At 64.7% G+C, this 14,290-nt stretch carries 15 protein-coding genes and 2 pseudogenes; 15 read left to right on the forward strand and 2 right to left on the reverse strand.

Annotated elements, in window-relative coordinates:
* From AX681_RS16495 to AX681_RS16535, 9 genes are all read left to right on the forward strand, one after another.
* A partial coding sequence (locus AX681_RS16495; protein WP_197422062.1) for an NAD(P)/FAD-dependent oxidoreductase occupies positions 1 to 491 on the forward strand: 491 nt, incomplete at its 5' end.
* Positions 492 to 926: 435 nt separating this feature from the next.
* Positions 927 to 1,283, forward strand: a complete 357-nt coding sequence (locus AX681_RS16500; RefSeq protein ID WP_197422063.1) for a hypothetical protein — start codon at positions 927 to 929, stop codon at positions 1,281 to 1,283.
* Between the two features lie 143 nt (positions 1,284 to 1,426).
* Entirely contained in the window at positions 1,427 to 1,852 is a 426-nt protein-coding gene (locus AX681_RS16505; protein WP_030541634.1) for a heavy metal-responsive transcriptional regulator, read from the forward strand.
* 332 nt (positions 1,853 to 2,184) lie between these two features.
* Positions 2,185 to 2,502, forward strand: coding sequence for a hypothetical protein (locus AX681_RS16510; protein ID WP_066664647.1), 318 nt, complete (start codon positions 2,185 to 2,187; stop codon positions 2,500 to 2,502).
* A gap of 19 nt (positions 2,503 to 2,521) precedes the next feature.
* Entirely contained in the window at positions 2,522 to 4,453 is a 1,932-nt protein-coding gene (locus AX681_RS16515) for a 2Fe-2S iron-sulfur cluster-binding protein (RefSeq protein WP_066664650.1), read from the forward strand.
* Positions 4,453 to 5,181, forward strand: coding sequence for a hypothetical protein (locus AX681_RS16520; protein ID WP_066664653.1), 729 nt, complete (start codon positions 4,453 to 4,455; stop codon positions 5,179 to 5,181). The genes AX681_RS16515 and AX681_RS16520 overlap by 1 nt, the downstream gene beginning before the upstream one ends.
* Positions 5,178 to 5,900, forward strand: coding sequence for a hypothetical protein (locus AX681_RS16525; RefSeq protein ID WP_044663288.1), 723 nt, complete (start codon positions 5,178 to 5,180; stop codon positions 5,898 to 5,900). The genes AX681_RS16520 and AX681_RS16525 overlap by 4 nt, the downstream gene beginning before the upstream one ends.
* Complete coding sequence (locus tag AX681_RS16530; protein WP_044663289.1) at positions 5,887 to 6,333, forward strand: DUF1622 domain-containing protein; 447 nt, start codon at positions 5,887 to 5,889, stop codon at positions 6,331 to 6,333. The genes AX681_RS16525 and AX681_RS16530 overlap by 14 nt, the downstream gene beginning before the upstream one ends.
* 14 nt (positions 6,334 to 6,347) lie before the next feature.
* Entirely contained in the window at positions 6,348 to 6,788 is a 441-nt protein-coding gene (locus tag AX681_RS16535; protein ID WP_066664656.1) for a four-helix bundle copper-binding protein, read from the forward strand.
* A 146-nt stretch (positions 6,789 to 6,934) separates the two neighbouring features.
* On the opposite strand, the pseudogene AX681_RS16540 reads toward AX681_RS16535, so the two are convergent.
* Both AX681_RS16540 and AX681_RS22590 read right to left on the reverse strand, forming a co-directional pair.
* Positions 6,935 to 7,435: pseudogene (locus AX681_RS16540) on the reverse strand (HAD hydrolase family protein); the annotation flags it as partial.
* 462 nt (positions 7,436 to 7,897) lie between these two features.
* The gene (locus AX681_RS22590; protein WP_062121690.1) at positions 7,898 to 8,119 is read right to left on the reverse strand and encodes a hypothetical protein; all 222 of its coding nucleotides are present in this window, start codon (positions 8,117 to 8,119) and stop codon (positions 7,898 to 7,900) included.
* A 397-nt stretch (positions 8,120 to 8,516) separates the two neighbouring features.
* On the opposite strand from AX681_RS22590, the gene AX681_RS22595 reads away from it, so the two are divergent.
* From AX681_RS22595 to AX681_RS22600, 6 genes and pseudogenes are all read left to right on the forward strand, one after another.
* Positions 8,517 to 8,915 carry a hypothetical protein gene (locus AX681_RS22595; protein WP_066764827.1) on the forward strand — a complete coding sequence of 133 codons (399 nt, stop codon included), beginning with the start codon at positions 8,517 to 8,519 and terminating at the stop codon, positions 8,913 to 8,915.
* 149 nt (positions 8,916 to 9,064) lie between these two features.
* Entirely contained in the window at positions 9,065 to 9,394 is a 330-nt protein-coding gene (locus tag AX681_RS21550; RefSeq protein WP_066764822.1) for a hypothetical protein, read from the forward strand.
* Between the two features lie 251 nt (positions 9,395 to 9,645).
* A complete protein-coding gene (locus AX681_RS16560) occupies positions 9,646 to 11,166 on the forward strand; it encodes an aldehyde dehydrogenase family protein (protein WP_066664662.1) in 1,521 nt (506 codons plus the stop codon).
* 25 nt (positions 11,167 to 11,191) lie between these two features.
* Complete coding sequence (adhP, locus tag AX681_RS16565; RefSeq protein ID WP_037569599.1) at positions 11,192 to 12,217, forward strand: alcohol dehydrogenase AdhP; 1,026 nt, start codon at positions 11,192 to 11,194, stop codon at positions 12,215 to 12,217.
* A 25-nt stretch (positions 12,218 to 12,242) separates the two neighbouring features.
* The gene (locus tag AX681_RS16570) at positions 12,243 to 13,949 is read left to right on the forward strand and encodes a copper resistance system multicopper oxidase (RefSeq protein ID WP_066664664.1); all 1,707 of its coding nucleotides are present in this window, start codon (positions 12,243 to 12,245) and stop codon (positions 13,947 to 13,949) included.
* A pseudogene (locus AX681_RS22600) lies at positions 13,946 to 14,290 on the forward strand (copper resistance protein B); the annotation flags it as partial. The gene AX681_RS16570 and the pseudogene AX681_RS22600, both read left to right, overlap by 4 nt.

Consider the following 14,290-nt stretch of genomic DNA (forward strand, 5'->3'; position numbering starts at 1 on the left):
ATGGTGCTGAAGAAGCCGAATTCCTGAGGGCTTATGGGGCCAAGGTCACGCTTCTCGCTCAACGGTCTCTCGATCTCGGGCCGACCGAACTTGCCAAGCTGAACCAGCAGGAGGTCGATGTTGCTTCCTCGCCTGTGGAGCAGCTGCGTCTTGGCGACTGTGTCGAGGTGAGGCTGGCCAATGGCCTGGAGCTACAATTCGACACGCTATACCCCGCACTCGGCTCATCGCCTCGGACGCGGCTTGCCTCTTTTCTGGGCGCGCAGCTCAGCGGATCAGGGTGCGTTCTGACCGATGCCCACCAACAAACCTCGGTTGATGGCCTCTACGCAGTCGGCGACGTGGTGGAAGGGCTCGATCAGATCAGCGTTGCAACCGGACAAGCAGCGGTCGCTGCGACCGCAATTCATAACCTGTTGCGCGACCGCGACAGCGGATTATCATCCGCCATCGCCGGGCTGTGTCCCCCTCGGAGCGTACCGCCGACGTAGCACGAACCATGGGCGATGCAACGAGCGCCTGGACGCGGCGGCTCTCTTCACGGTTGCGCTTTCGGATGGAAACATGAAACAACGGCGACGGATGAGCCGAGAACGGCATTTGCACGTATCCGTCAAGGCGCCAATACTCGACCGTCTACTGAGCTGGCCCCTCTCAGAACGCCAAGTGGTTTATCCCGCCATGCATGAATGTTCCGCCGAGGAAGCCCTGGATCGAGATCGCGAGCGTCATCAGGCCGCCATCCGTTTGGCGAGGTACGGACAAATCAACGACGGTCCCAGGCGGATCTACTCAAACCGACAGTCGCTGCGAACAATACGTATACCGAGCTTGGACCCGGGACCATACTCCTGACGGCGAAGAAACAAAGTCTTCCCCTCGAGAGATCGAGCGGCGGTGTTCAACACTTCTCAGAGGAGTCCAAGATGATCAAGAAATCCATCATGGTTGCGCTCGCCGGCATCTCGATGCTCGCAGCGGTCCCTTCATTCGCTCAGGGTATCGGACATACCTTCTTCATGCGCGGCTCGATCGTCGACACGGGCAGCAACGGCACGGTCGTCTGCATCGGAAAGGCCGATGGCGCCGAGGTCGGCCAGAAGCTCGAGGTCTATCGCGTCGTGACCCATCCGGGTCCGTCCAAGGGCGTGGCGCCGACCTATCACCGCCAGCTCGTCGGCCATGTAACGATCGACCATATCTTTGACGATCACTTCGCGCACGTGTCCGTCGCCGACGGCACGCCTGCCAAGCACGACATCGTCGAGCTTCGCAAGAACTGACAAGCCGGTGGCCCGGCGGCACGGGCTGCCCTGATGCGACGCGTCGGGGCAGCGGGCCGCCGGCGACGAGGAGACCGTTCGGGGTCAAAGCGAAACCGCTTGACCCTGGACCATGGTCCAACCGGCATGATCGAGCGGATGACATGGGCAATTTCAAGATCGGCGAACTGGCCGCGGCCGCAGGCGTGGGGCGGGATACGATCCGCTATTATGAGCGAATGGGCCTGCTGCGCGAGCCCGCGCGCACGGCAGCGGGCTACAGGCTCTACGACGCGACCGACCTCGAGCGCGTCAACTTCATCCGCTCGGCGCAGGAGCTTGGCTTCACCCTCGATCAGGCCCGGCAGCTGCTGGCGCTCAGGGCATCGGACACCGCGCATGCGCAGGCCGTGCTCGATATCACGCTCGCCAAGATTACGGACGCCGAAGTCCGGCTCAAGCGCCTGTCCGATATTCGCGACATGCTTCGATTGCTTGCCGATGAGTGCCCGGGCGAAGTTCCTGTTTCCGATTGCCCTATTCTCACGTTCCTCACGGAAAGGCGGAGAACTGATCACCGAAAGATATAAGAGCAAACCTCGCAGGAAGAACAAACACCATTATTAAAAGGGGATTTATCATGACACGAATACATATAGTGGCTGGGATTGTTCCAGCATTGCTTCTGGGCGCCTGTGCGACGACGCCGCCTACCTCCGCACAGGTCGAAAGCTGTAGGGCCATGGAGGGCGATATGGGTCTCCAGACACGTCATGACCATGGCGAGATGAAACAGCAGGGTCGTAATCCCATGAACCTGTCGCACGATCAGTGCCGCAAGATTCTTCGCCAAGCCCAATGATTTCTGCTCCGGGTGGCTCACGGCCACCCGGAGATTCCTCCAGTACGAAAGGAAGAAGCAATGGTCGGAAATCGAAAAGCCATACTGTCGTTAATCAGCGTTAGCCTGCTCTCGATGGCGGCGCTTTCGGGCTGTGAGCGCAAGACCGATCAGACGGTGCCGGCTGCGGCCAACAGCGCCGCACCCGCGGCTGGCGCTGATAGCGTAAATCCCGCCGGCATGGATCATTCGGACGCCATGGCCAATGAACAGGAGATGGAGCGGCATCACCAGCAGGCCATGGACCATGATGCGATGCGCCAGGGAGGCGTGAACAGCAGCGCTCCGAAGACCGAGCCTGCGCCTGCGGATTCGGCGATGCCGATGAAGGACATGTAAGGGCGCGAAGGGGGTCGACATGTGCGTTTGGACCAGCCTTCGCCTTTCGGGTCTGGGGTTGTTGCTCGCTTTCAGCCTTCCCTCTGCGAGCGTGCACGCTCAGGAGGGCGGAGACCATTCGGCACATCATGGGGATACTTCGGGCGGTGCGGGGATGGCCGATGGCGCAATGTCCGCAAAGCCCGAGGTCGGCACCTCCGATATGGCCTCGATGATGAACTCCATGATGGAGCGCATGATCAACGGCGAAGGCGAGAATGAACATGGGCACGATTCCCGCCGCACCGCATTTTTTTCGCAGTTGCTCGCCTTTCCCGCGCTCGACGAAGCGGCCCGGCAGCGGGTCGCTGCGCAGGCCGGGGAACGGGTAAGCATGGGCTTGGCGATGATCAACGCCGCCTCGGCCGACGGCGCGCGTGCGACCACGGTCTCGGCCCGGCTCGATGCGGCGCGCCGCCTGCGCGAGGGAACCGACCTGTTCCGGTCCGGCACCGCCGCGCAGGGCGCGATCGGAGGCTTGCAGCCGCCCCGGGAGGTCGGGCTTGCCTGGCTGCGCGATCAGCTCGACATCGACCAGGCCGCGCCCGGCCATGCCGATCACTGGTTCGGCATCTCGCCTTCGCACCTCCTTCTCATGCTGTTCCTGGGGCTGGTGAGCGCCACGCTGATCGCGCTGCAGATCTTCCGCCTGCGGCGTATCGCGGCGATCGCCGGCGGTGTCGCCACCGTCAAGGCATTGGCAAAGCCGGAGCCGAAGGCTGCCCCTCCCGCTACCAGGGTTGCGCCCGCGCCCGCGCCTGCACCCGTTGCCGATAGCGCTGGGCTCGCGCCGAGCAATGCGGCCGCGCCCGCGGGGGCTTCGCTGCGCAAGCCCAAAAGCTGGGCGGGGCAGCTGCGTGTGGTACAGATCGTGCGAGAAACGCCGACCGTGCTGACCTTCCGGCTCGCGGACCCGGCTGCCGATCGGCTGCCGTTCGACTTCCTGCCGGGACAGTTCCTGCAGGTCGAGGTGGTGCCCGAGCCGGGCAAGACCGCGCGTCGCTCGTACACGATCGCCTCCTCCCCGACCCAGCGGGCCTATGTCGAGCTGACGGTCAAGCGCGAGGAGCAGGGCGTGGTCTCGCGGCACCTGCACGACAAGATCGTCGCAGATGATCTGCTGAAGGTCAGCGGACCGTTTGGCGCCTTCACCTTCACGGGAACGGATGCCGAGAGCATCGTGCTGATCGCGGGCGGGGTAGGCATCACACCGATGATGTCGGTGCTGCGCTATCTCACCGACACCGCGTGGAAGGGCGATATCTTCTTCTTCTACGGCGCACGGTCCACCGAAGAATTCGTGTTCCGCGACGAGCTCGAGCGGCTCGAACGCCGTTTTCCCAACCTCCATGTCGTCGCCGCGATGCAGCGCGCGCCCGGCACCGTCTGGATGGGCCCCGAAGGGCCGATCACCCGCGAGATGATCCTGGCTGCGGTGCCGGAGATCGCGAGCCGGCGGATCCATATGTGCGGCCCGCCGGCGATGATGGCGGCGATGCGCGGCGTGCTGGCGGAGCTCGGCGTCCCCGAAGCGCAGCTGCACACCGAGGCGTTCGGTCCGGCCTCGCTGCCTGCCGACCCCGAGGATCTCGAGGTCAAGCCCGCGCCCGCGCCAGCGGATAAGCCGGCCCCGAGCACTGAGGTGGCGCCGAGCACGGTGACCTTCTCCGTGTCGGGGGTGTCGGCTGCCTTGCCCGCGGACGAGACCGTGCTGGAGGCGGCCGAGGGCGCGGGCGTCGAGATCCCCTATGCCTGCCGTGCGGGCACATGCGGCGCCTGTGTCGTCAAGCTGCTGCAGGGCGAGGTGACGATGGAGGTCGAGTCCGGCCTCGCGCCCGCCGACAAGGCGCAAGGCTATGTGCTCGCGTGCCAGGCGAAGGGGACGGGCACGCCGCTCGTGGTCGAAGCCTGATGCGCGAACGCAGCGACATTGCCGTGGGCCTGCTGGTCGCGTTCCTGCTGCTGTTCCCGTTCGGCTATCTGGTGCATGTGTCGCCCCGCTTTCCGGGTAGCCTGGCCGGCGGGATCATCGGGATCGCAGCGCTCGTGCTGATGCTGCTGACGCTTCCTTATGTCGCGGCCAAGCACATCGCCTGGGTCGACAAGGCGCTCTCCCGGGTCGTCAGCAAGCCGACCCTGCTCGCCATCCACATCTATGCCGGCGTGCTGGCGCCGATCCTGGGTCTGGTCCACGCTGCGCACAAGCTCGAAAGCCCGGTCGGGCTGCTTCTGACCGTCCTCCTGCTGATGACGGTCATCACCGGCTTCATCGGCCGCTACCTGCTTGCCCAGCTTGGTCGGGCGCTGCGCGGACGCAGGTCGGAACTGGCCTCGCTTCGCGCCGCCTTCCTTGAGGAGCCGGCGGCGCCGGCGCAGGCCGATACCGCAGCCCCGCCGCTGTCGGGCTGGAGGCGCTATCTGTTCGTCGCCGGGGATGCGCCCGCGGGCCAGCACCCCCAGGACAAGGCGGGGATCGCTGCGGCGCTGGCCGATACCGAATTCGCGATCCGCGCCGAAGAGGCGACCAACACCCTGTTCGCGCGGTGGCGGTTCCTGCACATCCTGCTCGGCTGTCTCATCTTCGCGCTGCTCGCGCTCCACGTCGGCGCGGCGATCTATTACGGGCTGCGCTGGCTATGAGCTGGCAGCGTCTTTCCTACGCCGTCTTCATCGCAGCCCTGCTGGTGATGGTCGCCGCGGTCGCGATCCGGATGCGATCGGACGCGCCGAGGGATGCCGGCCTGGTGGCGCAGCTCGTCTCGCCCGGCCCGCTCTCGAGCGCGCACCAGTCCTTCGCCGGCCAATGCACGGCCTGCCACACGCCGGGCAAGGGCGTCGAAACCCGAACCTGTCTCACCTGCCATGCAGGCACGGATTTCGGGACGAAGCAGTCGACTCAGTTCCACGCGAAAGCGACGCAATGCACCTCCTGCCACGTCGAACATGAGGGAGAGCGCGGCATCATCCGCATGGATCACGCCGCCTTGCTCGACATGGCAAAGTGGCGGCAGCCTTCGGCGGGCATGTCGACAAACACTAGAAGCCTGACTCCCGAGACCGCGCTCAATTGCGCGAGCTGCCATGCGTTCCGCGATCCGCACCAGGCCCTGTTCGGCACCGACTGCGCGAGCTGCCACAAGACCGACAGCTGGAAGATCGTCAATTATCGCCATCCATCGGTCAATTCGACGCAGTGCGCCGAGTGCCACAAGGCGCCACCCAGTCACTTCATGGAGCATTTCAGCATGGTCTCGCAGCGCGCAGCCGGATCGAAAGCGCGCGTCGACCAATGCTATGCCTGTCACGCCACCGACAGCTTCAACAATATCCGCAAGCGAGGCTGGTATGATCACCATTGAGGCCGACTGGCTGAGCGCCTTCTTCCGGCTTGCGGTGATCGGCCTGGAACTGGCGGGCACGCTGACCATCCTCGTCGGCGCGGGGCTCGCAACCTTTCTGTTTGCGCGGCGGGCGAGGGCGGGCGACCGGACCGAGGCCTATAGCGCGTTCCGCTCGGCGCTCGGCCGCAGCATCCTGCTCGGTTTGGAATTTCTGGTCGCCGGCGACATCGTCAAGTCGCTGGTGATCAACCCGACGCTCGACGATCTCATCGTGCTGGCCGGGCTTGTGCTGGTGCGGACCTTCCTGAGCATCTCGCTTGGGGTCGAGATCAACGGCCACTGGCCTTGGGAGGAAACCCGGATGGCGCGGGAGAAGGCGCGTGCTGCGGCGTTGGATGGGTCGCCTATGACGGCTGAGGCCGCCGGACGCGGCGCAGCGCTCAAGGGATAGCAGATGGGAGGTGCATGATGATCGAGAGACGCGAATTGCTGATGGCCGGCGCCGGCCTCGCCGCCGCTGGAACGCTGGCTGTGCCGGCGGCGGGGCAGCAGCATCGAATGGACGGGATGGCGATGTCGATGACGGACTGCATCGACGATTGCGTGGCTTCTCACCGCATGTGCCTGGAGACCGCCGCCTGGCTGACCAAGCAAGGCGGCGCGTCAGCCACGGCGTCGCTGATCGCCATGCTGAACGACTGTGCGGAACTGTGCCAGGCGACCGCCAACTCGATGCTGCGCGAATCCTCCCTCCATACCATCCTGTGTCGCGCCTGCGCTGACGGCTGCGAACGATGTGCGCGGGAATGCCTGAGCCACGTCGTGGGCGAGCGGATCAAGCGTTGCTCGGCTACCTGCAAGGATTGCGCCGCCAGCTGTCGGATGATGGCGGACATGGCCAGCTGAGTGTCCTAGAACGCGCCCAGGCGTAGTGGGGTCAAGCAGCTCCGGCACGATTGAAGCGATCCGTCGGCTCCACAATGTGGGACCGCTGCGAAGCTGGGTCGTACGGGCGCGAAAGCGGGACTGGTTAGGTATCGGCGGTAGCGCTTTTAGACTAGCCAGGCAGCGATCGCGCCAACCACCGACTTGGTTTCGGCAACGTCGCGGACTTGCACGGTATCCAGCCCGAGGTGCTTGGCCGGATAATCATTTCCGCCCGGGAAGATCGCGTCACCGAAGAAGATCATCTTGTCGAGTGCGACGCCGGTCTGCTCGGAAAGGCGCTTGAGGCCATAGGCCTTGTCTATCCCTTCGCGCGTGATGTCGATCGATGTCGCCCCGCCGATATTGATGCCAAAGCCTGGCAGCAACGGCTGGAGCAGGGCCTGCAATCTCTTGCGCTTGGCGTGATCGGGATCCCACGTGTCCTTGGCCTCGAGCGGCGCTTGCTGACCGAGCGCGGAGAATGTGATCTGGCTGCCGCGATCCTCGATCTGCTCGCCCCAGATGTTCTCGTTTGCATAGCCCGCCTGCTCGACCGTCTTGGTTAGTGCTTCGCGGATGCGCTGGCTTTCGTCGCCGGTGAACAGATCGGCATAGATACGCGTCCATACTTAAACCCCGAGGCCTCCGACAAACCCGGGGCGGTTCAAGTTGATCAATAATCAGCCAGGCGAGCGTTCAATCACTGCGGCACCGATCCGAGTGAGCGTCTATTCCGACAATTTAGCCTGGGCCAGTCCGAGTGGCTGGTTCGGCGGTGGGCCTTGCCACGATCGCGCCGAAGCAAAAGCGGCGTGCGATTTACGTTTCGCTGTTCGCCAACTGCAGCAGGCGGCGTCGCTTTGCAGTGCTCGGGCTAGGCGGAGGCTTTGATGGCCGCCGTCTTCGGCCATCCGCGCCCAGCTTTTGCTAGTAGCCGAACTAAAGCGGACATTGCAGGCTGACCGCCAGCTTCGCAAATTACGTATACTGCCACCTCCAGGCCGATACCATCTCAACGGCAAGCTCCCTGGGGAGCGAGAATCGACCGGGCATGTGTCCGGTCGAACTGAAACTCAGACTTGAAGGAATCATATTTGCGCAAGAAAGCAGCGATTATCGCTTCGCTCGCAGCCTTTGGCGTCCTTGCCGTCGGCGCCGGGCCAGTTCTCGCCGATGGGATGCCGCCGGGCATGCCCGACCTTGAACAGACGCTCAAGGCGAAGCCGGCGCCGGCTCGGTCCGACACGGCCCAGATGCAAGGAATGCGACACCGCGAAGTACGGATGCACGGTGAGATGATGCAGGACCATCGGATCGCTATGCGGGAGATGGGAACCCAGGACGGAGCCTCCCGCATGTTGCATAGGTCGCGGGGCGGTTGCTGACCCTGCATTAAGCCAGCTCCGACCACGAGGCTGGGCGGCCAACGACCGTGGCCTAGTTCAACCGCAGCTTTGGCCCGCCGTTCTCCCACGGCGGGCCAATTGGCTTTTGCACTTCGCTGCCGGCCGCCATCAAGCGGGATCATGAATTCGCTTGAACTTGGGCCATGGTCCACCCCGCACGATCCCGCTCATGCTTGTCGCGATCCAAAGCGGATTCGTAAGTTACGTATACAGACTGCGTCTCGCTAGCAGCATTGAAGCTTCGGAATTGCCGGGATCGGAACGTCGACCGGGCAACAGGACGAACACTCGGAGACCCTCAATGCGACAGACGACATTTCGCGCGGCGACCATCAGCCTCTTCGCGACGCTAACCTTCGCCGCCGGCACCGCTCTCGCCCAGTCGACGCCCGCGCCCGCGCAGACTGCGCCGGCCCATGCCCACCAGCAGGGCATGGATCATGGCGGGCAGCAGATGCACGATCAGATGATGAAGGATCATCAGGCCGGCGCGCAGAAGCAGCAGCGGCAACCGGCCCAGCAGGATCAACAGGGCATGTCGGGGATGGCCGGCATGTCCGGCGGGTCGCCTGCATCGAACGGCTCGGGCATGGCCGGTAAGGCGAAGAGTGGCTGCTGCAAGATGCCGATGAAGAAGGCCAAGCCGGCCGCGAAGAAGACCGCCAAGCCCATGGCCGACAAGCCGATGAGCGACATGTGAAGTTTCCAGCCCCGATAAAACACCCCCCGGGGCTGAGGGCCCGCCGCCGCCCCCGCGGCGGGCCAGTTCTTTGACGATGCCCAGCGTCGCCCCGTGCTCCCAACTTTCAAAGCCGGGACCGAGCAACTGACGTGAGAGAGGAAACAGTGATGCGAAAACATCTTGGCGTCGGTGCTGCTGTTGGCTTTCTGCTCTTTGGCAGCACGCCGCTCCTCGCACAGGGTATCGGCCATAGCTTGTTCATGCGCGGCAAGATCGTCCGTACGGATGCGGGCGGCACAGTGGCCTGCCTGGGCAAAGCCGATGGCGCGCACATCGGGCAGATACTCGAAGTCTATCACGCAACGCCGCGCCACCGCCGCCTTGTCGGTCATGTCGAAGTCGACCAGATTTTCGACGACCATTACGCTCATTTCCGCGTGAGGGACGGGACGCTTCAGAAAGGCGATTGGGTGAGCCTAAAGCGCTTCCGGGCGTAACGCCAGAATTGGAATGCCAAGCGCCGCCCTCCCCAAAAGAAGAATCAGCCGAGTAGCGTGTCTCGGCATAATTCCGATCATGCGTGCGCGAATAGGTTCGGGAGTCGATGAATACTCATCGGCTCCGTTGGCGTGTCTGACACTCAAAGCCCGCGACACCGATGCCAGACTAACTTCTGCGGAACTTACTTATAGGCCGCCCGGGCAAAGAGATTACTCCGTCAGGCCATCGATAGAGATGGAGTCAGGTTATGTTCGAGAAGGCGATCGGGACCATTAACGCGGCGGCCTCCTTCCGACACCGCTATGATAATTTCATCGGTGGTCGATGGAGCGCTCCTGCGAGCGGCGAGTATTTCGCGGACACGAGCCCGATCAATGGCGCCCAGATCGCCGAGTTCGCGCTGTCGACGCCGGAAGATGTCGAGCGCGCGCTCGATGCGGCGCACGCCGCCAAGGATCAATGGGCAAGGATCGCGCCCGCCGAACGCGCCAGGATTCTCAATCGCGTCGCCGACCGGCTCGAAGACAATCTGGAGTTGCTGGCACTTGCCGAGACGATCGACAATGGCAAGCCGATCCGCGAGACGCGCGCTGCCGACGTGCCGCTCGCGATCGACCATTTCCGCTACTTCGCCGGCTGCATCCGGGCGGAGGAAGGCGGCATCTCGACGATCGATGCGGACACCATCGCCTATCATTTCCGCGAGCCGCTCGGCGTCGTCGGCCAGATCATCCCGTGGAACTTCCCGCTGCTGATGGCGGCGTGGAAGATCGCCCCGGCGCTGGCGGCGGGCAACTGCACCGTCATCAAACCCGCATCCCAGACGCCGCTCACCTTGCTGATGTTCGCCGAGCTCACCGCCGACATCCTGCCGCCCGGCGTGCTCAATGTCGTTACCGGCCCGGGACGGACCGTCGGCCAGGCGATCGCCGCCAATCCGCGCATCGCCAAGGTCTCGTTCACCGGCGAGACCGTCACCGGCAAGCAGATCATGCATGCGGCCGCCGACCATCTGATCCCCCAGACTATGGAGCTTGGCGGCAAGTCGCCGAACATCTTCATGGCGGACGTGCTCGACGACGACGATGCCTTCTTCAACAAGGCGCTCGAAGGCTTTACTTTGTTCGCGTTCAACAAGGGCGAGGTCTGCACCTGCCCGTCGCGTGCGCTGATCCATGAGTCGATCTTCGACCGCTTCATCGAGCGCGCCGTGGCGCGCGTCGCCGCGATCCGCCAGGGCGATCCGCTCGACCCCTCGGTCCAGGTCGGCGCGCAGGCGTCGGAGGACCAGCTCCACAAGATCCTGGGCTATATCGATATCGGCAAGGCCGAGGGCGCGCAGTGTCTGGTCGGTGGCGCCAGGGCGCTGCCGGGCGGTGCGCTCGACCAGGGCTATTTCGTGCAGCCGACGGTGTTCGTGGGTCAGAACCACATGCGCATCTTCCAGGAGGAGATCTTCGGTCCCGTCCTGTCGGTCACCACCTTCAAGACGGTCGAGGAGGCGATCGCACTTGCCAACGACACCGCCTACGGTCTTGGCGCGGGCGTCTGGACCCGGAGCGGCAACACCGCCTACCGGCTCGGCCGCGCGATCGAGGCCGGGCGGGTCTGGACCAACTGCTATCATCAGTACCCCGCCCATGCCGCCTTCGGCGGATACAAGGCGTCGGGCTTCGGGCGTGAAAATCACCGGATGATGCTCGACCATTATCAGCAGACCAAGAACCTGCTCGTCTCCTATGACGAGCACGCGCTCGGCCTGTTCTGACCCCTCGCTCAAAGGAGAAGCGGACATGGCGAAAACCATGAAGGCGGCGGTCGTCCGCGAATTCGGCAAGCCCCTGGTCATCGAGGAGGCGCCGATCCCGGCGGTCGGCCCCGGGCAGATCCTGGTCAAGATTGCGGCAACCGGCGTGTGCCATACCGACCTGCACGCGGCAGAAGGAGACTGGCCGGTCAAGCCCAACCCGCCCTTCATTCCTGGCCATGAAGGCGTCGGGCATGTCGCCGCCGTCGGTGCAGGCGTCACCCATGTGAAGGAAGGCGACCGGGTCGGTGTGCCCTGGCTCTACACCGCCTGCGGGCACTGCGTGCATTGCCTGGGTGGCTGGGAGACGCTTTGCCACGAACAGCAGAACACCGGCTATTCGGTCAATGGCAGCTTTGCCGAATATGTCCTCGCCGATCCCAACTATGTTGGTCACCTTCCCGACAATGTCGACTTCCTCGACATTGCGCCGATCCTCTGCGCGGGCGTCACCGTCTACAAGGGATTGAAGGCCACCGAGGCCCGACCCGGCGAGTGGGTGGTCGTCTCCGGCATTGGCGGGCTCGGCCACATGGCGGTGCAATATGCCCGAGCCATGGGTCTCAATGTGGCCGCGGTCGACATCGACGATAGCAAGCTCGACCTCGCTACACGCCTTGGCGCCACACTGACGGTCAACGCGCGCAACGAGGACCCTTCGGCAGCGCTCAAGAAAGCCATTGGCGGCGCGCACGGGGCGCTGGTGACCGCCGTTTCGCCCAAGGCGTTCCAGCAGGCGCTCGGCATGGTCCGGCGCGGCGGCACGGTCGCGCTCAACGGCCTGCCGCCGGGCGACTTCCCGTTGTCGATCTTCGACACCGTGCTGAACGGCATTACCGTGCGCGGCTCGATCGTTGGCACGCGGCTCGATCTGCTCGAGGCACTGGCGTTCGCCGGCGAGGGCAAGGTCAAGGCCACGGTCCATGCGGACAGGCTCGAGAACATCAACGACGTCTTCTCCCGCATGCATCATGGCGACATCGAGGGCCGGATCGTCCTCGACCTCGCCTGAAGCCGACTTCGCGAAAGTACAGTTCATGTCTCCCTTACATATCCGGCCGATCGCGCGGCGCCGTTTCGTCCAGGGGCTGGCGATCGGCGGCGCGGTCGCCGGTTTCGCCCCGGCGCTTCTCGCGCGATCCGCACCAACCTTGCCCGCTGAGCTGAGCGGGACCGAGTTCGACCTCGAGATCGCCGAGCTGCCGGTCAACTTCACCGGCAAACGCCGTATCGCGACCGCCGTGAACGGCAGCGTGCCCGCGCCGGTCCTGCGCCTGCGCGAAGGCGACACGGTCACGCTGCGCGTACGCAACGGCCTCAAGGAGATGTCGAGCATCCATTGGCACGGCATCATCGTGCCGGCGGAGATGGACGGCGTGCCCGGCATCAGCTTTGCCGGCATCGCGCCGGGCGAGACCTTCACCTATCGCTTCGAGGTCCGCCAGAGCGGAACCTACTGGTATCACGCTCACACGCTCGCCGAGCAGACGGGACTCTATGGAGCGATCATCGTGGAGCCAAAACAGGTGCCGACGGCGCGGGCGCCCGATCGCGACTATTGCATCGTGCTCAGCGACTGGTCGGACGAGCCGCCGTTGCAGATCTTCCTCAATCTCAAGAAGCAGAGCAGCTACTATAATTTTGCGCAGCCGACCGCCGGCGATTTCCTCAAGGATGTCGGCACCATGGGCTTGGGCAAGGCGCTCGAGCGGCGGCGGATGTGGAACAGCTCGCGGATGAACCCGACCGACTACAGCGATGTCTCTGCCGCGACCTACACCTATCTGATGAACGGCGCGCCGCCCGCCGGCAACTGGACCGGTATCGCCGCGCCCGGCGAGCGCGTGCGCCTGCGCTTCGTCGGCGCGGGGACGGCGACGTTCTTCGACGTGCGGATCCCCGGGGTCGAGCTGACGGTCGTATCGACCGACGGGCAGCCGGTCGAGCCGGTCACGGTCGAGGAATTCCGGATCGGCCCGGGCGAGACCTACGACGTCGAGTTCACCATGCCCGAGGGCGGCGCCCGCACCATCTTCGCGCAGGCGATCGATCGGAGCGGCTATGCGCGTGGCACGATCGCACCGGCCCCGGGCATGGCGGCAGCCGTGCCGCCGCTCGATGCCCGGACCTGGCTCGAGCCGGTCGACATGATGGGCGCGATGGCGACGATGGGCGCAATGGGAGGCGACGCGCATGCCGGGCACGGCATGACCGAGATGCCGGCCAGGGCACGGCACGCCCGCACCGAATATGGCGCCAATACCGACATGCGCGTCGACTATCCGCGCACCAATCTGGACGATCCCGGCGCCGGGCTGCGCCGGCGCGGCTGGCGCGTGCTGACGCTGGCCGATTTGCGCACGCCGGGCGGCGATCCGGACCCGCGCGAGCCCGAGCGCGACATCGAGCTGCATCTGACGGGCAATATGGAACGGTTCATCTGGTCGCTCGACGGCATCAAGCTCAACGATTCCAGGCCGCTTCATTTCAGGCCGAACGAGCGGCTGCGCGTCACCTTCGTCAACGACACGATGATGGCGCATCCGATGCATCTGCACGGCATGTGGAGCGATGTCGAAGGCCCGGACGGCGCCTTCCAGGTCCGCAAGCATACGGTGGTGGTCCAGCCCGCCCAACGGGTGAGCTTCCGCGTCACCGCCGACGCCATGGGCCGATGGGCCTTCCATTGCCATCTGCTCTATCACATGGCGGCCGGCATGTTCCGGGAGGTGGTGGTCGCATGATCCGGATTTTCCCCTCGCGCGGCATCGCTCTTGGCGCTGCCCTCTTCCTGGCGCCGGCGATCACGGCTCCCGCCCTCGCGCAGGATGCCTCGCCCCCGTCGCCCGCCGCCACCCCTGCCCAAACGGCCACTCCCGCTCAGCACACCCCTTCCGCGCAAGGCTCTCAGGACCATGCGGGCATGGACATGCCGGGCATGGATATGACCGACACGAAGGCGTCCGGTAACGGCGCCACGATGGACATGGGCTCGATGCAGGGTGGCAAGGCCCCGCCGGACGCGCGCAACTCGGACGATTATGCCGACGGCTATCGCAACTCGACGCTGCCGGGCTATGAGATG

The organism is Sphingomonas sp. CCH9-E2 (assembly GCF_001557215.1).
Classification (GTDB): Bacteria; Pseudomonadota; Alphaproteobacteria; order Sphingomonadales; family Sphingomonadaceae; genus Sphingomonas.